Raw genomic sequence first — 21,145 nt, forward strand, 5'->3', positions numbered from 1 at the left:
GCTCGGCGGGGTGAGCGAAGACCTCCAGGCCCAGCCGGTCCTCGTCGTCGACTACGGCGCGCAGTACGCCCAGCTGATCGCGCGGCGGGTGCGCGAGGCGAAGGTCTACAGCGAGGTCGTGCCGCACACGACGCCGGTCGCCGACCTGCTCGCGAGGAACCCGCGGGCGGTCATCCTGTCCGGCGGCCCCAGCAGCGTCTACGCCGAGGGCGCGCCCGAGCTCGACCCGGCCCTGCTCGAGGCCGGCGTGCCCGTCATGGGGCTCTGCTACGGCTTCCAGGCGATGGTCCAAGCGCTCGGCGGGTCGGTCGCGCACACCGGCCGCGGCGAGTACGGCTCGACGCCGGCGACGGTGACGGACACCGGCTCGACCCTGTTCGACGGGGTGCCGGAGCACCAGTCGGTGTGGATGTCGCACGGCGACTCGGTGACCGAGGCGCCGCCCGGGATGAAGGTCACCGCGACGAGCGACGGTGCGCCCGTCGCCGCCGTCGAGGACGACGAGCGGCGCCTGTACGGCGTCCAGTGGCACCCCGAGGTGCTGCACACCGCCCACGGGCAACGCACGCTGGAGAACTTCCTGCACAAGGGCGCCGGCATCCCGGCCGACTGGACGCCGGCCAACGTCGTCGACGAGCTGGTCGACCGGGTGCGCGCGCAGGTCGGCGAAGACCGCGTGCTGTGCGCGCTGTCCGGGGGCGTCGACTCGTCCGTCGCCGCCGCGCTCGTGCAGCGGGCCGTCGGGGACCAGCTGACCTGCGTCTTCGTCGACCACGGGCTGCTGCGCGAGGGCGAGGCCGAGCAGGTCGAGGAGGACTTCGTCGCGGCGACCGGGGTCGACCTCGTCGTCGTCGACGCGCGCGAGCAGTTCCTCGCCGCGCTCGCCGGGGTGAGCGACCCCGAGGAGAAGCGCAAGATCATCGGCGCCCAGTTCATCCGGGTCTTCGAGCAGGCCGCCCGCGACGTCGTGTCGGACCGCGGCGACGAGGAGCACCCGGTCAAGTGGCTCGTGCAGGGCACGCTCTACCCCGACGTCGTCGAGTCCGGCGGCGGCGAGGGCGCGGCCAACATCAAGAGCCACCACAACGTCGGCGGGCTGCCGGACGACCTGCAGTTCGGCCTCGTCGAGCCGCTGCGGGCGCTGTTCAAGGACGAGGTCCGCGCGGTCGGCCTCGAGCTCGGCGTGCCCGAGGCGATCGTGTGGCGCCAGCCGTTCCCGGGGCCGGGGCTCGGCATCCGCATCGTCGGCGAGGTGACCGGCGAGCGGCTGGACGTCCTGCGCCGCGCCGACGCCATCGCCCGGGCCGAGCTGACCGCCGCCGGCCTCGACCGCGAGATCTGGCAGTGCCCGGTCGTCCTGCTCGCCGACGTGCGGTCTGTCGGGGTCCAGGGCGACGGGCGGACCTACGGCCACCCGGTCGTGCTGCGACCGGTGTCGTCCGAGGACGCCATGACGGCCGACTGGACGCGGGTGCCCTACGAGACGCTGGCGAAGATCTCGACGCGGATCACCAACGAGGTGCGCGAGGTCAACCGGGTCGTGCTCGACGTGACGAGCAAGCCGCCCGGCACCATCGAGTGGGAGTGAGGGCCTTAGCGCTGACCTGACTCGGATCAGGGCAGCCGGGCGGCGCGTCAGCTCCCTCGGGTGGCCCGACGAGGATGGTGGGCGGACGGGCCGACATGCAGTCGGGCACCGCCGGAGGCGACATGAGCACGGTCGCCGGACGGCAGCGGGCCTACTGCCTGTCGGTGCGGTCGGCGGGCCCCTCAGTCGGTGGTGCGGCGGCGTCGTACGTAGATCTGTCGCTTCTGGACGGCGACGAGCGTGCCGTCGTCCATCGTCAGCGGGACCTCGAACCAGCGCAGCAGCTTGCTGCCGTCGTCGGTCGCGGCGCGCACCTCGGCGGTGACGTCGGCCGGCACGTCGACCACCGCGGTCACCGGCCCGGTTCCCGGCCGGACGAAGTCGATCTCGACGACCTTGTCCCAGACCGCGTAGTCCTCCCCGAGCTGGTTGGCGAGGAGGATGACCAGGAACGGGTCGATCATCGAGAACAGCGAGCCGCCGAACGCCGTACCGAAGTAGTTGGCGTTCTGCGGCGTGAGGTCGAGCCGGACGACCGCGCGGCTCCAGTCCGCGGCGATCTCGACGACGTCGATGGCCTGGGCGGCGAAGGTCGGCCACGCGTTGAGGTTGCGGCGCAGCTGGTCGGCGCTGAGACCGCGGGTGAAGGCGTCGGGCACCGCGCCACCCTCGCACACCCGGCAGCAGGGCCCGACGGGGCTCGGTCGTGCGTCGCTGACGGTTCCTGGGAAGTTGCTGGGTCCACGTCGCGAGGACGTCCCGGTCCGCTACGTTCCCCGCCAGGACATCGGCAGCAGGGGTCGGTGGCGTCCGCGGCCGGTCGGCCGCACCAGGGGTGGACCGTGTCACGTCGTACCAACGTCCCGTCCGCGCGCCCGCTGCTCGTGGGGGTCGGTGTCGCCGCGCTCGTCGGGCTGGGGGTCGCCTCCACCGCCTCCGCCGCGCCGCCGTCGGACACGACGGCTCCGGTCGTCGACTCGGTGACGTCGACGGACTTCCCGCCCAGCGGGAGCACGCCGACCCACCACGCGGCCCAGGCCGGTCGGCTGAGCCTCACGGTGCACGACGAGGGTTCGGGTCTCGCGAACGTCCAGTGGGTGCTCGACGGTCAGTTCGCCACCGGGAGCCCGACGCGGGACTCGCGCACCTCGGGGACCCAGTTCCTCCACGGAGCGGCGTCCGCGACGGTGACCGTGACCGTGACGCCGCCGTCCTTCGGCAACCACATGCTGGCCGTGCGGGCGATCGACCGGGCCGGCTACGAGTCCCAGCCGACCTCGTACTCCTTCTTCGTCCCCACCAACCCCACCCCGCAGGTCAAGGGCGACCTCACCGGCGACGGTGTGCCGGACCTGCTCGTGACGGACGCGGCGGGCGAGCTCGAGGTGCTGCCGGGCACGGGGAGCGGGCGCGTGGGGCGCGGCATCGCCGTGGCGGGGCCATCGGACTCCGTCGACTGGCGCGGCACGGTCCTCGCGCGGGTCACCACCGGCCTCAGCGACGTCGACCAGGTCCTCACCCACCGGCCCGGTTCGACGACCCTGCTGCAGTGGCGCAACGACGGGATCGGCGACCTCGCCGCCCCGGCTCTGGTGGTGCACCCGTTCTGCGGGGCGGCGACGTGCCCCGCCGACTTCCCGAAGGACTTCGGCGGCCTGACCTCGATGGTCACGACGGGCACGGGGACGGCGACGACCGCGCTCGTCACGATCGAGGGCGGGAAGGCGTACCTCTACCCCGTCGGGATCCGGATCGGCAGCGGTGTGCCGCTCCCGCTCGACGGCGTCGACCTCACCCGGTCCGACCTCGTCGCGCCCGGGGACGTCGACGGCGACGGCCGGCCCGACCTGTGGGTGCGCGACCGGACGACCGGGACGCTCACCCAGTTCGCGGGGACGGACGACGGCTTCTCGTCGACCGGCACCGTCGTCGCCGACCACGGGTTCTCAGTCCGCCGGTCTCCCGTCGTCACCTCCGTGGGCGACCTCACCGGGGACGGCGTCGGCGACCTGGTCACGGCGGACGCCGGGACGGCTCTGCGGTCCCGGCCCGTCACCGACCTGTCGAGCGTCGGGCGGCTGCTGTCGCCGGCCCGGGCGGGGGCGTACGTCGCCGTCGAGGGCCAGCCGCTCACCCCGTGACCCGTCGGGGCGGGGCGTCGTACGGGCGGGCGGGCCGGCGACGTCGGGACTAGCCTTCATGGGGACGACGGGGGTGTCGCATGAGCTCGACAGGGATGGACCGGGGGCCGCTGACGCCCGCGCAGCAGGAGCTCGTCCGGCGGGCGGAGCGACGCTCGGTGATCGTCACCGGCACGATCTTCGCGGTCCTCATGGTGGGGACCCTGGTCGCCCACTACGGCATCCCGGGTCGCTGGACCACCCCGGACGGCTCGACCCCCTGGTACGCCGTCCTGCTCACCCTGGTGACCACCGCCGGCCTGATGGCGGTCCTCGTCCCCCTCACCCGCAGCCGCCTCGGGTCGCCCGGGCCGCGGCGGGACCTCGTCGCCAGCGGTGACCTGCGGGACATCGTCGGCACGGCGCGCGACCTCGGGGTGGGCCGCCGCCTCGACGACCGGAGACGCCCCGTCGGGCGGGCGCTCGTGGCGCTGACCGGCCGGTGGACAGCCCTCTGCGCAGGCACGCTCGTCCTGACGATCGCCCTCGCCGTCCTCGAGGAGATCCTGCCTCCGCGCACCCGGATCACCGCCGTCGTCGTCGTGGGGGTGCTCGGGCTCCTCGTGCTCGGGTCGCTCGGCGTCCTGGTGTGGTCGGCTCTCGCGCGGCGGCACGGGTCCGCTCAGGGCCTCGGTCCGACCGGGCGTCCGCTCAGGACGAGCTGAGCCCGGCGACGACGACGAGCACGACGACGAGGGCCAGGAGGGCGAACAGGCTCCAGATCAGCCACGCGCCCCGGTGCTTCTGCTTCTCGAAGCCGATCGAGCCCTGCTTGGCGAACTGGTGCCACGGGGCGGCGTACCAGACGTCGACCCGCTGGTCCGGGGCCAGGTCGGCCTCGAGGTGGGCCCGCCCGTAGGTGAGCATGTACTCGGCCTGGCCCGCGACGACGTGTCGGCCGGGCGCGACCGGGAAGTGGTTCTCGCCGTACTTGGCCGGCACCCGCTGCCCGTCGAGGAAGAGCGTCGGGGTGACGAAGCTGATCAGCCACGACCCCTGCAGGTGCACGACGAGGTGCCCGGGCGGCGGGAACGGCTGGCCCTGGCCGTACGGCGCGCCGTACGGCGGCGGTGTGGGCGGCTGGGTCACGGCGTCACTCTAGGCTGGGTCCGTGCTGAGGACGACCGCTGCCGTCATCGCGGGGAAGGCCGCGCGCGTCGCCGCGCGGCTGCGCGGCGGGGGGTCGGCGATGCCGGGCCTCGTCGCCGAGCGGGTCGACCCGGCGTTCCTCACCCACGCGCTCGGCCGCGTCCCGGGCGGGGTCGTCGTCGTCTCGGGCACCAACGGCAAGACCACGACGACGAAGATGCTCGCCGCGATCGTCGCCGCCCACGGCCGCAGGGTCTTCACCAACCCGACCGGGTCGAACTTCACCCGCGGCGTCATCTCCTCGATGCTCGGCGAGATCCCGCTGTCCGGCCGGCTCGACGCCGACGTCGCCGTCCTCGAGCTCGACGAGTGGCACGCGCTGCAGTTCGCCAAGGTCGTCACCCCGACGCACGCGTTGCTGCTCAACGTCGCTCGCGACCAGCTCGACCGCTTCGCCGAGATCGACACGACGGCCAAGCTGCTCGCGTCGCTGGCCGAGCAGACGCGCGACGGCGTCGTCCTCAACCGCGACGACTCGTTCGTCGCCCGCATCGACGGGTCGCTGGGGGAGGGGGTCGCCGTGCGCTGGTTCGGCATCGACCCGGTCGTCGCCGACGACCTGCCCCCGCTGCACGAGGCCGACGCGCGGTTCTCCGACGAGCTCGCCGTGCCCGACGCCGGCGCGGACGACGGCCTGCTGCACCCGCACGACGCCCGCTCCTTCTCCGTCCACTTCGGCGGCGACGAGGTCGGCCCGCTCGAGCTCAAGCAGCGCGGGCTCGCCGCGATGATCAACGCGACCGCGGCGACGACGATGGCGCGGATGGTCCTTGGGTCCGCGTTCTCCGCGCGGACGGCGCTCACCGCGCTGCAGGCGGTGACCCCGCCCTTCGGTCGCGGCGAGGTCATCGACGCCGGCGGGCAGCCGCTCGAGCTCGTCCTGGTCAAGAACCCCGCCGGGTTCACCGTCGCGCTGGGCACGTACGGCGCCGAGCCGGTCGCCACCATGGTGGCCATCAACGACGACTACGCCGACGGGCAGGACGTGTCCTGGCTCTACGACGTGAGCTTCGAGTCGTTGCGCGAGAAGGGGGTCGCGCTGACCTCCGGCATCCGCGGCTACGACATGGCGCTGCGGCTGTCGTACGACGACGTGCCCGTCGGCGGCGTCGAGCTCGACCTCGAGCGCGCCCTCGACCGCCTGCTCGCCGAGCACCCCGACGAGCCGCGCCGGATCTTCTGCACGTACACCGCGATGATGCGGCTGCGGCGGCTCCTCGCGGCGCGCTACGGGTTGGCGAACTTCGGTGAGGAGGCGAGCGCGTGAGCGGTCAGAGCAGCAGCCACTCGAGCAACGAGCCGAGCGCGGCCGACGCCAGCGGCCCCGCGGTCGGCGCGAGCAAGGGCCTGGTCAACCTCGTCCACCTCTACCCGCGCGAGATGTCGATCTACGGCGACCTCGGCAACGTCCGGTGCCTCGCCGGGCGGATCCGGCGTCATGGGTACGACGTCCGCGTCTGGGACCACCACCCGGGTTCGACCCTGCCCGACGAGCCGCACCTCTTCATGGGCGGCGGCGGCCAGGACTCCGGGCAGGGGCGCGTCGAGGAGGACCTCGCCGCGATCGCCGACCGGCTGCGCGGGCTCGCCACCGACGGCGTCCCGATGCTCATGATCTGCGGGATGTACCAGCTCTTCGGCAACGCCTTCATCACCGTCGAGGGCCAGGAGCTGCCGGGGCTCGGCATCCTCGACGTGACGACCCGCGGCAACGCCAAGCGGATGATCGGCGGCCTCGTCGTCGACACCGAGTGGGGCCAGGTCGTCGGCTTCGAGAACCATTCCGGGTCAACCGTCCTCGCTCCCGGGCAGGCGCCGCTCGGGCGGGTTCTCGCCGGCAACGGCAACAACGGCTCCGACGGCACCGAGGGCGCCCGGACGGACAACGTCGTCGGCTGCTACCTGCACGGGCCGGCGCTCCCGGCCAACCCGCCACTCGCCGACGCCCTCATCGCGGCCGCCGCCGAGCACGCGACCGGGCGCCCCTTCGAGCCGGGCGAGCTCGACGACACCCTCGCCGACGAGGCCCGCACCCGCCAGATCGCCCGCCTGCTCAAGACGGCCAAGGCCTCCTGACCCACTCGAATCGGATTCGGCCCGCTCGGCTCGGGTCACGACCCCAGCCGAGGCCACCGAATCCGATTCGCGGGGCTGGTCCGTCAGCCGACGCGGACGCCGACGAGCTCGTGGGAGAGGTCCCACATCCGCGCGGCGTCCTGCGCGGAGGCCAGTGGGCGCCAGAGCGGCAGCTCGCCCGGCCGGCCGCCGACCGACCCCGGACCCTGTGGGCCGTGGAACCCGCCGCCGGACGGGGCGGTGGCCGCGAGCAGCGCGGGGAGGGCGGCCGACTCCGGGGTGCCGGTGAGGCCGATGCGCGACATGACCCGGATGGCCCGCACGCTGAGGGTGTCCCGCGCGCGGCCCACCTCGGGACGGGCCGCGAGCAGGCTGGTCGGCGCCACGCCGGGGTGGGCCACCGTCGCCGTGACGCCCCACCCGGCCGCCGCGCTGCGCCGCTCCAGCTCGAGGCCGAACAGCCCGATGGCGAGCTTGGACTGGGCGTAGGCGCGCATGGCGTCGTACGACCGCTCGGACTGCAGGTCGTCCCAGGCGATCGTGGCCCGGCGGGCCGCGACGCTGGACTGCGTCACCACCCGGGCGCGACCGGCGACCAGCAGCGGCATCAGCCGCCCGACGAGGGCGACGTGCCCGAGGTGGTTGGTGCCGAGCTGCAGCTCGAAGCCGTCTTCGGTCGTCGTCCGCGCCGGCGGCGTCATCACCCCGGCGTTGGCGACGAGGAGGTGGAGCGGCTCCTCCCGGTCGAGGAGCCGGTCGGCCAGGGTGGCGACGGAGCCCAGCGACGACAGGTCGAGCGTCTCCAGCTCGACCCGGGCCCCGGGCACCTCCGCGCGCAGCCGCTCGAGCGCCGCGGCGCCCTTGGCGGCGTTCCGGACGGGCAGCACGAGCTGCGCCCCGGCGGCGGCGAGCCGTGTCGCGATGTGCAGCCCGATCCCGTCGCTGGCGCCGGTGACAAGAGCACGCCGGCCGTGCAGGTCGGGCAGGTCGAGGTGCGGGTGGCGGTCCATGGTGAGGCTCCTGGGCGTCGTGTCGGGTCGGACTCCTTGATGCTGGCGCCTGACGCGGTCGATAGCCACGGCCTGACGATCCGTGGCTCGCGAGAGCGGGGCCGGGGGAGGATGGCTGCATGACGTTCGACCGCGAGGGCCTGGCGCACTTCCTGCGCACCCGCCGCGAGGCCCTGCAGCCAGAGGACGTCGGCCTCCCCCGGGGGCAGCCGCCGACGGACCGACGGGCTGCGCCGCGAGGAGGTCGCCGCGCTGTGCCACATGTCGGTCGACTACTACGCGCGCATCGAGCGGCAGCGCGGCCCGCAGCCGTCGGAGCAGATGGTGGCGTCCATCGCGCAGGGGCTGCACCTGAGCCGCGCCGAGCGCGACCACCTGCACCTGCTCGCCGGCCACCCGGCGCCGGCCAGGGGCAGCGGCACCGACCACGTCGGGCCGGGGATGCTCCGCGTCTTCGACCGGCTGTCCGACACCCCGGCGGAGATCGTCAACGAGCTCGGGGAGACGTTGCAGCAGAACGCGTTGGGCGCCGCGCTCAACGGTGACGCCACCCGTCGGGAGGGGCCGGCGCGCAGCATCGGGTACCGCTGGTTCACCGACGACGCGGCCCGGGCCCTGACCCCGGTGGAGGACCACGCGTTCTACTCCCGCATGTACGTGTCGGGGTTGCGCGGGGTGGTGGCGTTGCGCGGTCCCGACTCGAGGGCGGCGTACCTGGCCGACCTGCTGCCCACGTCGAACGAGGAGTTCCGCCGGTTGTGGGACGCGCACGAGGTGGACGTGCGTCCGCGGGAGGTCAAGCGCTTCCTCCACCCCGAGGTCGGCCCGCTCGAGCTGAGCTGCCAGGTCCTGCTCGACCCCGACGTCTCGCACATGCTGCTCGTCTACACCGCCGTCCCCGGCAGCGAGAGCCACGACCGGCTCTTGCTGCTGTCGGTGCTCGCCACCCCGCCCGGGTAGGGCGTCGGCCGCTCGCTGCCGCACCCCGGCCACCGGGCATCCTCGAGCGTCGGCGGTATTCAGTGTTGCCAAGTACCGGTACTCAGCGTTACTGTCTACCGGTATTCAGTGACACCGAGTACGGAGGCGGGCCGATGGGCAAGCAGGAGACCGAGCTGCTCAAGGGGGTGCTCGAGGCCATCGTCCTCGAGGTCCTCGCCCGGGAGCCGGCACACGGGTACGAGATCACCGCGCGGCTGCGCGACGCCGGCTTCGCCGACCTCGCCGAGGGCACCGTCTACGCGCTGCTGCTGCGCATCGAGCAGCGTGGGCTGGTGGACGTCGAGAAGGTCCCCTCCGAGAAGGGGCCGCCGCGGAAGGTGTTCTCGCTCAACGCCACCGGGCAGACCGCGCGGACCGAGCAGTGGCGCGCCTGGGACTCGCTCGCCGAGCGCCTCGAGCTCCTGCGTCGCGTCGACACCAGCACGACGACCGCCTTTACCACCGACCAGGGAAGCAGGTGACAGCCATGGGCTGGATCCAGGACAAGCGCCGCTGGCGCGCCTACAAGCGTCGTACGGCGGCCCTGCCCGCCCCCTACCGCGAGACCGCCGACGCCCTCGAGCGCTACTTCATGATGTTCGGGCCCGGTGACGGGCCGAACGTCCTGCGCCTGTGCGACGACCTCGTCGACCTGCTCGAGCAGGCGGCCGCCGACGGGACGCCGGTCCGCGCGGTCGTCGGCGAGGACCCCGTCGACTTCGCCGACGAGTTCCTGCGCGGCTATCCCGACGGCTCGTGGGTCACCCGCGAGCGCACCCGACTCACCACGGCCATCGACCGTGCCACCACCGACAGGAGCCCGTCATGACCCCCACCCTCACCGACGCGGCGGTCCGCGTCGCCGGCGTGCAGAAGGCGTACGGCGACCTCGTCGTCCTGCGCGGCGTCGACCTCGACGTCCGACCCGGCACCATCACCGCCCTGCTCGGCTCCAACGGCGCGGGCAAGACGACCCTCGTGCGCATCCTCGCGACGCTGCTGCGGCCCGACGCGGGCACGGCCACCGTGGCCGGGGCGGACGTCGTCGCCGAGCCGGGCCGGGTGCGCGAGGCGATCAGCCTCACCGGCCAGTTCGCCGCGGTCGACGACATCCTCACCGGCCGCGAGAACCTCGTCCTCGTGGCTCGGCTGCGCCACCTCGCCGATCCCGGGGCCGTCGCGGACGAGCTGCTCGAGCGCTTCTCGCTCACCGACGCGGGTGGCCGACGGGCCGGGGGCTACTCGGGCGGCATGCGCCGCCGGCTGGACCTGGCGATGAGCCTGGTCGGGCAGCCGGCCGTCGTCGTCCTCGACGAGCCGACGACCGGGCTGGACCCGCAGGCGCGCCGCGAGGTGTGGGACGCCGTACGGCGCCTCGCGCAGGCCGGCACCACCGTGCTGCTGACGACCCAGTACCTCGAGGAGGCCGAGCAGCTGGCCGACCGCGTGGCGATCCTCCACGAGGGACGGATCCTCGTCGAGGGCACCCTCGCGGAGGTCAAGGCCCTGCTGCCGCCGGCCCGCGTCGAGTACGTCGAGAAGCAGCCCACCCTCGAGGAGGTCTTCCTCGCCCTCGTCGGCGGCGAACCCGCCGCCGGCGCGTCCACCGAGCCCCGTGAGGAGCAACCATGACCGTCCACGTCCTCGGCGACACGAGCGCCCTGCTCGGCCGCTCGCTGCGCCACGTCACCCGCAGCGTCGACACCCTCATCACGACGGCGCTCATGCCGGTCGCGTTCCTGCTGCTCTTCGTCTACGTCTTCGGTGGGGCGATCCAGGCTGGGCCGGGGCGCTACGTCGACTACCTGCTGCCCGGGATCCTGCTCATCACCGTGGCGACCGGGATCTCGTACACCGCGTTCCGGCTGTTCCTCGACATGAAGAGCGGCATCACCGAGCGGTTCGCCTCGATGCCGATCGCCCGGCCGGCGGTGCTGTGGGCGCACGTGCTCACCTCGCTCGTCGCGAACCTCGTCTCGGTCGGGATCGTCGTCCTCGTCGCGGTGGCCATCGGATTCCGTTCCGGTGCAGGCGTGCTCGCGTGGCTGGCGGTGTTCGGCCTCCTCGCGCTCGTCACGCTGGCCCTCACCTGGGTGGCCGTCATCCCCGGGCTCACCGCCTCGACCCCGGACGGGGCGAGTGCGTTCTCCTACCCGATCATCTTCCTGCCGTTCGTCAGCTCGGCGTTCGTGCCGACGGCGTCGATGCCGGGGCCGGTGCGGTGGTTCGCCGAGCACCAGCCGGTCACCGCGGTCGTCGACTCGATCCGGTCGCTGCTCGAGCAGCGGCCGGTCGGTGGTGACCTGGGGGTCGCCCTCGCCTGGGTCCTCGCGGTCCTGGTCGTCGCGTACGTCGTCGCGATCCGCACCTACCGCCGGGTCACCGCCGGCTGACCCGAATCGGATTCGGTCCGCTCGGCTCGGGTCACGACCCGAGCCGAGCCCGCCGAATCCGATTCGTGTCGCGTCAGAGGCCGTCGAAGACGTCGCGGGCGATGCCGGCGCGCGGGTCGCGCGCCGCGTCGACGTACCACTCCCGGCCGAAGACGAGGTCGTAGAGCGGGCGCGGGATGCGTAGGAACGCGGCCAGCGTCCGGTCCGCGCCACCGTCGACCGCGGCCTGCGAGGCGTGCGCGCGCATCGAGGCGCGCTTGGCGGCGGCGTACCGGCGCACGGAGATGCGGTGGGTGATCTCCGACCGCGGGCTGTAGGCCCGCTCGAACGACGTCGGGTCGAACTCCGGCGGGAACCGGTAGACCTTGCCCGCCAACCGGATCCCGCGCAGCAGCTCGTCGCGCGGCACCGTCGCCTGCAGCACCTTGGGCGTTCCCGCGAGCTCGGCCGCCCGCGCCCCGACCTCGTGGACGCGCACGTGGTCGCGGTGCCCGTACCCGCCGTGGCGGTCGTAGGTCAGCAGGACGTCGACGTCCTCCTCGCGCAGCAGCTCGGCGAGCGTCTGCGCGGCCTCCTCGACGGGGACCGCGAGGAACCGCCGCCGGTCCGGCGGGTCGGGCAGCGTCTCCGGGCCCATCCCGCTGTCGGCCCAGCCCAGCCACTCGACCCGGTGCACCCCGAGCGCCCGCGCGCTGGCGTGCAGCTCGTCGAGCCGCCGGTGCCCGAGGTCCTCGGCGAAGTCGGTCGACGTCAGCCCCAGCTCGCCGTCGGTCGCGACGGCGATGACGACGCGGTGCCCCTCGGCGACCGCGCGGGCGAGCGTCCCCGACGTCAGCAGCGCCTCGTCGTCCGGGTGGGCGTGGAAGGCCAGCAGCGTGTGGGGCACCCGCCCATCCTGCCGTACCGCCCGTGAGAGGCTGGCTCGCGTGAAGGTCGCCCTCCTCTCGGACTGCTACCTGCCGCGGCTCGGGGGCATCGAGGTGCAGGTCCACGACCTCGCCGGCCACCTGAGGGACCGCGGCCACCACGTCGAGGTCTTCACCGCCACCCCCGGCGAGCACGGCGAGCGGCACGGCGCGACGAGCGTCGTCGACGGGGTCACCGTCCACCACCACGCGTTGCGGCTCCCCGCCGACCTGCCGGTCAACCCCCTCGCGCCGCTGCGGATGCGCCACGAGCTGCGCCCGTACGACGTCGCCCACGTCCACATGGGGGTCGTCTCGCCCTTCGCGGTCGACGCCGCGTTCCTCACCACCCGGCTCGGGCTGCCGACGGCGATGACGTGGCACTGCATGCTCGACCGCACCACGCCGGTCGTGCGCGGGCTCGGCGTCGTACGCCGCTGGGCCGCCGGCGGGATGGCGATGAGCGCGGTCTCCGACGTCGCGGCGCAGCCGCTGCGCGAGGTCGTCGGCGACGCCGGCCCGGTCGCGGTGCTGCCCAACGGGATCGACGTCGCCGCGTGGAGCCCGGCCCCGGCCCCGCGCGCCGACGGCGTCGTCCGCATCGTCACCGCGATGCGCTTGGCCCGCCGCAAGCGCCCGCTGCCCTTCGTCCGACTCCTGCGCCGGATGCGCGACCTGCTCGACCCCGCCGTCCGAGTAGAGGTCGACATCCTCGGGGAGGGACCGGACCGCGGGCAGGTCGAGCGCTACCTCGCCGAGCACGGCATGACCGGCTGGGTGCACCTGCCCGGACGCGTCCCGCGCGCCGAGCTGCCCGCCCGCTACGCCGCCGCCGACGTCTACGTCTCCCCGGGAGAGCTCGAGTCGTTCGGCATCGCCGCGCTCGAGGCGCGCACCGTCGGCCTGCCCGTCGTCGGCCGGCAGGGCTCGGGCATCGGCGAGTTCGTCACCGACGGGGTCAACGGCTATCTCACCGCGGGTGACGACGACCTCGCGGCGGCGCTGGCCCGGCTCGCCGCCGACCCCGCGCTGCGCGCGCGGATGCGGCGGCACAACCTCGAGCACCCGCCGGCCCAGGGCTGGTCGCACGTCGTCGAGGCCGCCGAGCGCGAGTACGCCCGGGCCATCGCCGGAGCCCGCCGGTGAGCCGCGTCGCCCAGCCGGTGCTCACCGTCGTCGGCGTCGCCCGCGCCGAGGAGGTCGTCCGCTTCCGGCTCGCCCACGGCGAGCTGCCCGAGGCCGGGCTGCGCTCCCGCGGCTGGGAACCGTTGCGCCCCAGCGAAGTCCGCGGCTCCCGCGACCCGCACGAGGTGACGATCGCGTACGACGTCGCGCCACTGGCCGGCGACCCGCCCACCCCGCCGCCGGTGCCCCGCGACCCGGGGCTCGTCGTCGCGCCGGGGGAGGAGGCGGCGCCGTACCAGCGCCTCGCGGCCTACGCCGTCGTCCTCAGCGAGCGCGGCGTGCTGCTGTCGAGGTTCGCCGGCTCGACCAACGCCGAGGGCGAGTGGGGCCTCGTCGGCGGCGGCGTCGACCCCGGCGAGCTGCCCGAGGACGCCGTCCACCGCGAGGTCTGGGAGGAGAGCGGCCAGCGCGTCGAGGTCACCGGCCTCGCGACGGTGACGAGCAGCCACTGGGTGGGCAGGGCCCCGAACGGGCGGCTCGAGGACTTCCACGCCGTGCGGGTCGCCTACTGGGCCGACGGGATCGACCCGAGCGACCCCGTCGTCCACGACGTCGGCGGCACGACCGCCGAGTCGCGCTGGGTGCCGCTGGGTGAGCTGTCCCGGGTGCCGGTGGTCGGCAGCTGGGGACGGGAGCTCCCGCGGCTGCTCACCGAGCGGGGGCTCTCGATCGGCTGAGGTCAGTGGGACGGGCGGCGCCCGACCATCCCCAGCAGCCCGACGACCGCGAAGGTCCCGCCGACGGCGATGAGGACGAGCGGCGCGTGGCTGCGGGCCCAGCCGAGGTCGACCCCGGCCAGCAGGTGCGCGAGGAGCAGGCCCGCCACGGCGAGCACGAGCAGCCCGGAGAGCACGAGGCTCCAGTTCGGTCCACCGGGCGGGTCGCGGTACTCGACGGCCGGCGTCGGCACCGGGGGGTGGGCCGGGGGGTGGGCCGGGGTGGGGACGGACGGCGTCGGGGGCAGCGGCGCGTCCTGGGGGTAGCCGGGCTCGGGCGATCCGGGGGTGGTGCTCACGGCTTCTCCTTCACGACGACGTCGCCGACTCCGAGGTCGACCACGACGGACACGCTGGTGGAGCCGCTGCCGAAGGTCCGATCGTCGGTGAGGCCGGCCCCGTCGTGCTCGACCTGCTGATCACCGATCTTGAGGTCACCGGCCTTGAGGGCGGTCCGCACGTTCGCCGACGTGCCGGAGGGCACGAGCACGGTGACCTGGCCGGCGGCCTGCTGCACGTTGTACGTCTGCCCGTCCGTCGCGCCGGTGAGGTCGAGGGTCGTGTCGCCCACGCCCCAACGGGCCGAGGGGGAGGTCATGCTGCCCGCGACGAGCATGCGGTCACCCATCCCGTCGCGCCAGAACGTCGGCACCGGCGAGAGCGTCATGACGACCACCCCGACCGTCGCGACCGTCGCGAGGAACCCCGTGAAGCCCGCGCGTCGGCCGACGAGGCCGATGACGACCAGCGCGAGCCCGACGCCGCCGAGCGCGCACGCCGCGGCGACGAGCTCCGGCGTCGGCGTGCCCGCGGCCGCGGGCAGCTGCGCCACCTGCAGCCCGACGGCCCAGCCGACGGCGGCGAGGCCGATCGCGAGCAGCAGCGCGAGGAGACCGCCACGGCGGCGGCGCCGCTGGACGACGCGGGTCGGGGCGACGGCGGCCGCGGGCACGCCGGTGCGGCCGGGTCCCATCCCGTACGGCGCGCCGTACGGCGCGCCGTACGGCGTGACCGTCTGCGGGGCGCCCACCGGGGCGCCGTACGCGGGGGTTGCGGTGGGCGACGTCGGGTCGCCGTACGGCGTCGCGGGGGTGCCGCCCGACGCGGGGTCGGCGCCGCGTCGCGAGCCGAGCGAGCCGGCCCAGCGGCTGACGTCGTCGCCGATGCGGGTGGCGAGCTCCGAGGCCTCGCGGCCGATCTCCTCGCCGGACTTGCCGGAGCGGCGGGCGTGCAGCACCCAGCCCCCGACGAGCGCGGCGGGGACGAGCACCAGCCAGACCCACCACCGCCCCGAGAGCGAGCTGAGCACCGACAGGACGGTGACGACGAGCAGCACGATGGCGCCCTTGTGGCCGCGCTTGACCGCCTCCTCGGCGGCGATGTCGCCGTCCTTGTCGGGCAGCAGCAGCCAGCCGACGAGGTAGAGCGGGAACCCGAAGCCGCCGACGACGAGGAGGATCGCGAAGCCCGCCCGCACCAGCAGGGGGTCGACGCCGAAGCGCTCGGCGATCCCGCCGCACACGCCGGCGACCCAGCCGCGGCGGCGCTGGATGCCGAGCCGGCGCAGCCACGCCCACAGCCGGTCGCCGACGGTCGAACCGCCGGCACCACCCGGGCCGCCGGGCCCGGCGGGGCCGGGGGTCCCCGACGGCGGGGTGGGCGGGGTCGTCGTCATGGCTCCATCCTGCGGCCCGGGCGGCGCTGGTTCCATGAGGGTCGACCCCCAGCCGCCCCTGAGCGCACCCCGGGGTCGGCGTCGCGGGGGTCCGCAGGGGCCGGTGATGGGTCAGGATGGGGACGTGACCTCGACCCCGCCGACCGCTCCCGCGCCCGTCGCGGAGCCGTCGGCGACCCCGGCGCCGCGGCTCTACCGGGCGTCGCAGGACCGCTGGGTCGCCGGCGTCTGCGGGGGGATCGCGGCGCACCTCGGCATCGAGACCGCGCTCGTGCGGGTCGTCATGGCCGTCGCGGTGGTCGCCGGGCCGGGGCTGCCGGTCTACGCGTTCCTGTGGCTCTTCACCCGCGCCGACACGACGGCGCCGGGCGGGCCGGCGTCGGTGGAGGGCGCCGTACGGCGTCCCCTGCGGCGCGGCCAGGTGCTCGTCGTCGCGGGTCTGCTCGTCCTGCTCGTCGGGCTCGGCTGGGGCGGCCCGGCCGCCGCCGCGGCCCAGCACCTCGGCCTGGTCGTCCCCGTCGTCGTCGTCGCGGCCGGCGCGTTCCTCGCCTGGTCGCAGCTCGACGAGAGCCTCGGTGCGGCCGGGCGGGTGCGGTGGGGCCAGCGCAGCAAGCGGGGCAAGGTGCTCACCGTCGCGCGGCCCGTGGTCGGTCTCGCGCTGGTGACCGTCGGCGTCGTCGCGCTCTTCACGCAGGGGCAGTCCCTCGCGTCGGCGAGCACGAACGCCGTCGCCGCCCTCGCGGTCCTGCTCGGCGTCGCCGTCGTCGGGGCGCCGTGGGTGCTGCAGCTGTGGCAGGGCCTGCAGCGCGAGCAGACCGAGCGGATCCGCGCGACCGAGCGCGCCGACATCGCCGCGCACCTGCACGACTCGGTCCTGCAGACCCTCGCGCTCATCCAGCGCCGCGCCGAGGACCCGGCGACCGTCGTGCGGCTCGCGCGCTCGCAGGAGCGCGAGCTGCGGGCCTGGCTGTACGCCGACCGCGCCACCCCGGGCGAGACCCTCGCCTCCGCGGTCGAGGCCGCCGCGCACGAGGTCGAGGACGCGCACGGGGTGCCCGTCGAGCTCGTCGTCACCGGCGACCGGCCGATGGACGCCGGTGGCGAGGCCCTCGTCAAGGCCGCCCGCGAGGCGATGCTCAACGCCGTGCGGCACGGCGCCCCGCCGGTGTCGACGTACGTCGAGGTCGGCCCGATGGGCGTCGAGTGCTTCGTGCGCGACCACGGCGCCGGCTTCGACCTCGACGAGGTCGGCGAGGACCGGCTCGGCGTGCGCGAGTCGATCCTCGGCCGGATGTCCCGGCACGGCGGCCACGCGAGGATCCGGCGGCTCGAGTCCGGCACCGAGGTCGAGCTCACGCTGCCTCCCACCACCACCCCCGACCCCGAAGGGACCTCCCGATGACCACCCCGATCCGCCTCGTGCTCGTCGACGACCACCGGATGTTCCGCTCCGGCGTCAAGACCGAGCTCGACCCGGAGGTGACCGAGGTCGTCGGCGAGGCCCCCGACGTCGACGAGGCCGTCAAGGTCATCAAGGCCACCCGGCCCGACGTCGTCCTGCTCGACGTGCACCTGCCCGGCGGCAACGGCAACGGCGGCGTCGACGTCATCAGCGCGAGCAAGTTCGTCGAGACGGAGGCGAAGCAGCCGGTCCGGTTCCTCGCCCTGTCGGTGTCGGACTCGGCCGAGGACGTCATCGCGGTCATCCGCGCCGGGGCGCGCGGCTACGTGACGAAGACGATCTCCGGCACCGACCTCATGACCGCGATCCGGCGGGTGTCCGAGGGCGACGCGGTCTTCAGCCCCCGGCTCGCGGGGTTCGTCCTCGACGCGTTCGGCGCGGCGGCGGGTGAGATCGCCGAGGTCGACGAGGAGCTCGACCGGCTGTCGGCGCGCGAGCGCGAGGTCATGCGCCTCATCGCCCGCGGCTACCAGTACAAGGAGGTCGCCAAGGAGCTCTTCATCTCGGTGAAGACCGTGGAGACCCACGTCTCGTCGGTGCTGCGCAAGCTCCAGCTGTCCTCGCGGCACGAGCTGACCGCCTGGGCCATGGGCCGCCGCCTGCTCTGACCCCTGCGAATCGGATTCGGCCCGCTCGGCTCCGGTCGTGACCCGAGGCGAGCGGACCGAATCCGATTCGCGTCGCCCGGCTCGGGGTGGACTCGACGCAGCGTCGAGCCGGTTGACGCCCTGTGCACACCGCGTCAAGTGGCTCGACGCTGCGTCAAGTCCACCACCCTCACGCGTCGCGGAGGGCGGCCTCGAGGAGGGCGGCGCCGCGCAGGACGAGGTCGTCGCGCCACCGCGCGCCGATGACCTGGACGGCGACGGGCAGACCGGTCGCGCCGACCCCGACGGGGACGCTGAGGGCCGGCAGACCGGCGAGGTTGGCCGGGACCGCGAGGGCGCACCAGGTGTCGAAGCCGTCGCGCACCGGGACGCCGGCCAGGCTGCTCGGGGCCTGCTGCCCGAGCGGGAACGCCTCGCACGGCATCGCCGCGGCCACGACGAGGTCGACCTCGTCGAAGACCGCCGCCCACCGCGCCGCGTACGACGCCCGGGCCTCCTGCGCGTCGAGGTAGGCCCGGGCGTCGACGTCGCGCCCCGCGAGGGCGATGGCGCGGGCGTCGTCGCCGACGAGCTCCGGGTGCGCCTCGACGAGCGGGCCCTCGGAGGCCCAGCCCTCCGGGAGCGCGACCGCGTCCCACAGCGGCAGCGGGTCGGCGGTGGGCAGGGCGACGTCGAGGCGTCGTACGGCGGTCCGGGTCAGCGCCTGCGCCGCGCGGTCGACCGCGGCCAGCACGTCGGCGTCGACGTCGGCGACCCCGAGGTCGGGGACGACGGCGACCCGCAGCCCCTCGCCGCGGCGGTCGGTGACCGCCTCGAGCCACCCCTGGTGGCCGGTCGGTCCGCTCAGCCAGTCGTCGCCCGCCGGCCCGGCCATGACCGACAGGGCCAGGGCCAGGTCGCGCACCGAGGCGGCGATGGGCCCGGTCACCGACAGCGTCGGCCAGCCGCGGAAGCCGGGGACCTTGGGCACGACGCCGTACGACGGCTTGAGGCCGGGCACCCCGCAGAAGGCCGACGGGATGCGGATCGAGCCGCCGCCGTCGGTGCCGACCGCCAGCGGCACGATGCCGGACGCGACCGACGCGGCCGCCCCACCGCTGCTGCCGCCCGCGGTCCGGGTGGGGTCGCGGGGGTTGCGGGTGACGCCGTACAGCTCGTTGTCGGTCGTGCCGCGGTAGCAGAACTCGGGGTTGTTCGTCCGCGCGACGAGGACGGCGCCGGCGTCGAGGAGCCGGTCGACGCAGACCGCCGACCGCGGCGCGACGAAGTCGGCGAGGGCGCGGCTGCCGTTGGTCGCCGGCAGACCCTCCACCCAGACGTGGTCCTTGATGCTCACCGGGACGCCGGCGAGCGGCCCGGCCAGCCGACCCTCGTCGACCTCCCGCGCGGTCGCCAGCGCCCGGTCACGGGTGACGAGGGTGACGGCGCCGTGGGGGTCGGCCGCGGCCCGCTCAAGCGCGGCCTCGGCGAGGGCGACCGCGGTCACCTCCCCGCGGCGCACCGCCTCGGCGGTGCCCCAGGCGTCGCCGTACGGGGCGTCGGTCACGGCTCGACGTGCGCGTGCGCGGCGTCCTGCAGGTGCACGTCCTCGACCTCGGCGAGGCGGCGCTCGGCCTCGAGGTCGAGGCTGCGCGACAGCAGCCAGTAGGCGACGCCGGCCACCGGAAGGCCGACGAAGAACGACAGGTCGACGTCGCCCATCGCCTTCGCGATGAACCCGGTGTAGAGGTTAACGACGCTCATGAACGGCAGCATCGCGGCGAAGCCCACGAGGTAGGAGACGATCCCGCGCCACCCCCAGCGGCCGTAGATGCCGTCGGGTCGGAAGATCTCGCTGATCGCGTAGTGGCCCCGGCGGACGACGTAGAAGTCGACGAGGTTGACCGCCGTCCACGGGATGAAGAGGTAGAGGATGAGGTCGAGGAACTCGACGAAGCTGCCGAGGAAGTTCTCCGACGCGGCGAGGGCGCCGACCACCGACAGCACCGCGGTGAGCGCGACAGTGACCGTGCGGATGGTCAGCGTCGGACGCACCCGCTTGAACGAGTCGAGCGCGCTGATGAGGGTGAGCGACCCGCCGTACATGTTGAGGGCCATCACCGAGATGAGCCCGAGCGCGGCGAGGACGAGGACGACCGAGCCGAAGCCTCCGAAGAGGTGGTCGCCGGCCGCCTTCATCTCCGCGATGCCGGTTCCCGAGAACTTGTCGGCGGTGACCCAGGCGGCGAGGACCGACCCGACGACCATCATCCAGGCACCGCCGATGGCCGACCCCCAGTACGTCCAGTTGAACGTCGAGCGGACGGGCACGTCGGGGCTCATGTAGCGCGAGTAGTCGGAGACGTAGATGGCCCAGCTGATCTGGTAGCCCGCGACGACGCCGAACTGCGCGAAGAACGGGGTCGCGTGGAAGGTGCCGGGGGAGAAGGTGCCGGCCGGGTAGCTGAGCAGGAAGAGGGTGACCGTGAAAAGACCGAAGACGACGAGCATCGCGTAGGTCAGCCACTGCTCGGCCTGGTGGATGAGGTCGTAGCCCACGAGGGCGAGCAGGAAGGCCAGGGCGGTGACGACGACGATCCACAGCTGGTCGCTGCCCTTGACCGTGCTGCTGAGCGACTGGGCGGCGAGGATGCTGTTGAAGACGTTGAAGCCGGCGTACTGCAGGTAGGCGAACAGCCACACGAGCAACGCCCCGAGGTAGCCGAACTGCGGCCGCGACTGGATCATCTGCGGCAGGCCGAGCTGCGGGCCCTGCGCGGAGTGGAAGGCCATGAACAGCGTGCCGACCAGGGTGCCGAGGACGATCGACACGACGGACCAGAAGAGGTCTCCGCCGGTGGTGATGCTCACCAGGCCGACCGCGAGCGTGGCGATCTGGGCGTTGGACATGAACCACAGCGGCCCGAGGTGCCAGACCTTGCCGTGGCGCTCGTCGAGCGGGACGTAGTCGATTGAGCGGGTCTCGAGCCCGGAGATGCGCCCGGCTGCGGGGGCGTCGGTCAGGTCCGTCATGACGGGAACCTAGACCCGTGCGCAGGCGGCGAGAAGACCCCGGCGGCGTTCCCAGCCTCTTCCCAGGAGCCGGTGACATCAGCGACAGGAGTTCGCATGCGACGTGCGCGGCCGCGATGCCCGTGCCCTCCGCGTGGTCGTAGGCGGGGAAACCTCGGGGCCCGACGTGCCGAGATCACCGACCCCTACCCTTGGCTCACGGACC

General features: G+C 74.3%; 21 protein-coding genes and 1 pseudogene. 14 read left to right on the forward strand and 8 right to left on the reverse strand.

The genetic code is table 11. The annotated features are described in order from the left end of the window. Positions 1–10: 10 nt before the first annotated feature. A complete protein-coding gene (gene guaA, locus FB458_RS12185; protein ID WP_141848728.1) occupies positions 11–1,588 on the forward strand; it encodes a glutamine-hydrolyzing GMP synthase in 1,578 nt (525 codons plus the stop codon). A gap of 182 nt (positions 1,589–1,770) precedes the next feature. On the opposite strand, the gene FB458_RS12190 is transcribed toward guaA, so the two are convergent. Then, entirely contained in the window at positions 1,771–2,247 is a 477-nt protein-coding gene (locus FB458_RS12190) for a PaaI family thioesterase (protein WP_170185663.1), read from the reverse strand. A gap of 183 nt (positions 2,248–2,430) precedes the next feature. On the opposite strand from FB458_RS12190, the gene FB458_RS12195 reads away from it, so the two are divergent. Together FB458_RS12195 and FB458_RS12200 are read left to right on the forward strand one after the other, a co-directional pair. After that, the gene (locus tag FB458_RS12195) at positions 2,431–3,729 is read left to right on the forward strand and encodes an FG-GAP repeat domain-containing protein (RefSeq protein WP_141848730.1); all 1,299 of its coding nucleotides are present in this window, start codon (positions 2,431–2,433) and stop codon (positions 3,727–3,729) included. An 80-nt stretch (positions 3,730–3,809) separates the two neighbouring features. After that, complete coding sequence (locus FB458_RS12200) at positions 3,810–4,433, forward strand: hypothetical protein (RefSeq protein WP_141848731.1); 624 nt, start codon at positions 3,810–3,812, stop codon at positions 4,431–4,433. Here the strand turns inward: FB458_RS12200 and FB458_RS12205 are convergent. Beyond that, complete coding sequence (locus FB458_RS12205) at positions 4,420–4,857, reverse strand: hypothetical protein (RefSeq protein WP_141848732.1); 438 nt, start codon at positions 4,855–4,857, stop codon at positions 4,420–4,422. The two genes, FB458_RS12200 and FB458_RS12205, sit on opposite strands and share 14 nt — an antisense overlap. A 22-nt stretch (positions 4,858–4,879) precedes the next feature. On the opposite strand from FB458_RS12205, the gene FB458_RS12210 reads away from it, so the two are divergent. Continuing rightward, positions 4,880–6,184, forward strand: a complete 1,305-nt coding sequence (locus tag FB458_RS12210) for a Mur ligase family protein (RefSeq protein ID WP_246061189.1) — start codon at positions 4,880–4,882, stop codon at positions 6,182–6,184. Then, complete coding sequence (locus FB458_RS12215; RefSeq protein WP_141848733.1) at positions 6,181–6,993, forward strand: type 1 glutamine amidotransferase; 813 nt, start codon at positions 6,181–6,183, stop codon at positions 6,991–6,993. The genes FB458_RS12210 and FB458_RS12215 overlap by 4 nt, the downstream gene beginning before the upstream one ends. An 83-nt stretch (positions 6,994–7,076) precedes the next feature. Here FB458_RS12215 and FB458_RS12220 read toward each other — a convergent pair whose 3' ends face one another. Further along, positions 7,077–8,003, reverse strand: coding sequence for an SDR family oxidoreductase (locus FB458_RS12220; RefSeq protein WP_141848734.1), 927 nt, complete (start codon positions 8,001–8,003; stop codon positions 7,077–7,079). A 119-nt stretch (positions 8,004–8,122) separates the two neighbouring features. Between FB458_RS12220 and FB458_RS12225 the strand changes: the two are divergent. The 5 genes and pseudogenes from FB458_RS12225 to FB458_RS12245 all read left to right on the forward strand — a co-directional run bounded on the left by FB458_RS12225 (position 8,123) and on the right by FB458_RS12245 (position 11,377). Then, positions 8,123–8,963, forward strand: a pseudogene (locus FB458_RS12225) (helix-turn-helix transcriptional regulator). Positions 8,964–9,097: 134 nt separating this feature from the next. Further along, positions 9,098–9,466, forward strand: a complete 369-nt coding sequence (locus tag FB458_RS12230) for a PadR family transcriptional regulator (RefSeq protein ID WP_141848735.1) — start codon at positions 9,098–9,100, stop codon at positions 9,464–9,466. 5 nt (positions 9,467–9,471) lie between these two features. Further along, complete coding sequence (locus FB458_RS12235; RefSeq protein ID WP_141848736.1) at positions 9,472–9,813, forward strand: DUF1048 domain-containing protein; 342 nt, start codon at positions 9,472–9,474, stop codon at positions 9,811–9,813. Then, positions 9,810–10,616 carry an ABC transporter ATP-binding protein gene (locus FB458_RS12240; protein WP_141848737.1) on the forward strand — a complete coding sequence of 269 codons (807 nt, stop codon included), beginning with the start codon at positions 9,810–9,812 and terminating at the stop codon, positions 10,614–10,616. Before FB458_RS12235 ends, FB458_RS12240 begins: the two co-directional genes overlap by 4 nt. After that, positions 10,613–11,377: an ABC transporter permease gene (locus tag FB458_RS12245; RefSeq protein ID WP_141848738.1), complete on the forward strand. Its 765-nt coding sequence runs from the start codon at positions 10,613–10,615 to the stop codon at positions 11,375–11,377. Before FB458_RS12240 ends, FB458_RS12245 begins: the two co-directional genes overlap by 4 nt. Before the next feature lie 73 nt (positions 11,378–11,450). On the opposite strand, the gene FB458_RS12250 is transcribed toward FB458_RS12245, so the two are convergent. Continuing rightward, a complete protein-coding gene (locus FB458_RS12250; protein ID WP_141848739.1) occupies positions 11,451–12,263 on the reverse strand; it encodes a PIG-L deacetylase family protein in 813 nt (270 codons plus the stop codon). Positions 12,264–12,303: 40 nt separating this feature from the next. On the opposite strand from FB458_RS12250, the gene FB458_RS12255 reads away from it, so the two are divergent. Next, the gene (locus tag FB458_RS12255; protein WP_141848740.1) at positions 12,304–13,428 is read left to right on the forward strand and encodes a glycosyltransferase; all 1,125 of its coding nucleotides are present in this window, start codon (positions 12,304–12,306) and stop codon (positions 13,426–13,428) included. Further along, positions 13,425–14,144: an NUDIX hydrolase gene (locus FB458_RS21355; RefSeq protein WP_211356022.1), complete on the forward strand. Its 720-nt coding sequence runs from the start codon at positions 13,425–13,427 to the stop codon at positions 14,142–14,144. Before FB458_RS12255 ends, FB458_RS21355 begins: the two co-directional genes overlap by 4 nt. Before the next feature lie 2 nt (positions 14,145–14,146). On the opposite strand, the gene FB458_RS12265 is transcribed toward FB458_RS21355, so the two are convergent. Both FB458_RS12265 and FB458_RS12270 read right to left on the reverse strand, forming a co-directional pair. Next, entirely contained in the window at positions 14,147–14,482 is a 336-nt protein-coding gene (locus FB458_RS12265) for a hypothetical protein (protein WP_141848742.1), read from the reverse strand. After that, a complete protein-coding gene (locus FB458_RS12270) occupies positions 14,479–15,858 on the reverse strand; it encodes a PspC domain-containing protein (RefSeq protein WP_170185664.1) in 1,380 nt (459 codons plus the stop codon). The genes FB458_RS12265 and FB458_RS12270 overlap by 4 nt, the downstream gene beginning before the upstream one ends. Before the next feature lie 124 nt (positions 15,859–15,982). Between FB458_RS12270 and FB458_RS12275 the strand changes: the two genes are divergently transcribed. Both FB458_RS12275 and FB458_RS12280 read left to right on the forward strand, forming a co-directional pair. Further along, complete coding sequence (locus FB458_RS12275) at positions 15,983–17,260, forward strand: ATP-binding protein (protein WP_246061190.1); 1,278 nt, start codon at positions 15,983–15,985, stop codon at positions 17,258–17,260. Then, entirely contained in the window at positions 17,257–17,928 is a 672-nt protein-coding gene (locus FB458_RS12280; RefSeq protein WP_141848745.1) for a LuxR C-terminal-related transcriptional regulator, read from the forward strand. The genes FB458_RS12275 and FB458_RS12280 overlap by 4 nt, the downstream gene beginning before the upstream one ends. Before the next feature lie 169 nt (positions 17,929–18,097). Here the strand turns inward: FB458_RS12280 and FB458_RS12285 are convergent, their stop codons facing one another. Next, positions 18,098–19,474, reverse strand: coding sequence for an amidase (locus tag FB458_RS12285; RefSeq protein WP_170185665.1), 1,377 nt, complete (start codon positions 19,472–19,474; stop codon positions 18,098–18,100). Then, a complete protein-coding gene (locus FB458_RS12290; protein ID WP_211356023.1) occupies positions 19,471–20,940 on the reverse strand; it encodes a purine-cytosine permease family protein in 1,470 nt (489 codons plus the stop codon). Before FB458_RS12290 ends, FB458_RS12285 begins: the two co-directional genes overlap by 4 nt. Positions 20,941–21,145 lie beyond the last annotated feature (205 nt).

It is taken from the genome of Lapillicoccus jejuensis, assembly GCF_006715055.1.
Lineage (GTDB): Bacteria > Actinomycetota > Actinomycetes > Actinomycetales > Dermatophilaceae > Lapillicoccus > Lapillicoccus jejuensis.

Coding starts and splice junctions, on each gene's coding strand:
- FB458_RS12245 (WP_141848738.1), top strand. CDS start 10,613: ATGACCGTCCACGTCCTCGGCGACACGAGCGCCCTGCTCGGCCGCTCG.
- FB458_RS12290 (WP_211356023.1), bottom strand. CDS start 20,940: ATGACGGACCTGACCGACGCCCCCGCAGCCGGGCGCATCTCCGGGCTC.
- FB458_RS12280 (WP_141848745.1), top strand. CDS start 17,257: ATGACCACCCCGATCCGCCTCGTGCTCGTCGACGACCACCGGATGTTC.
- FB458_RS12220 (WP_141848734.1), bottom strand. CDS start 8,003: ATGGACCGCCACCCGCACCTCGACCTGCCCGACCTGCACGGCCGGCGT.
- FB458_RS12230 (WP_141848735.1), top strand. CDS start 9,098: ATGGGCAAGCAGGAGACCGAGCTGCTCAAGGGGGTGCTCGAGGCCATC.
- FB458_RS12235 (WP_141848736.1), top strand. CDS start 9,472: ATGGGCTGGATCCAGGACAAGCGCCGCTGGCGCGCCTACAAGCGTCGT.
- FB458_RS12270 (WP_170185664.1), bottom strand. CDS start 15,858: ATGACGACGACCCCGCCCACCCCGCCGTCGGGGACCCCCGGCCCCGCC.
- FB458_RS12200 (WP_141848731.1), top strand. CDS start 3,810: ATGAGCTCGACAGGGATGGACCGGGGGCCGCTGACGCCCGCGCAGCAG.
- FB458_RS12240 (WP_141848737.1), top strand. CDS start 9,810: ATGACCCCCACCCTCACCGACGCGGCGGTCCGCGTCGCCGGCGTGCAG.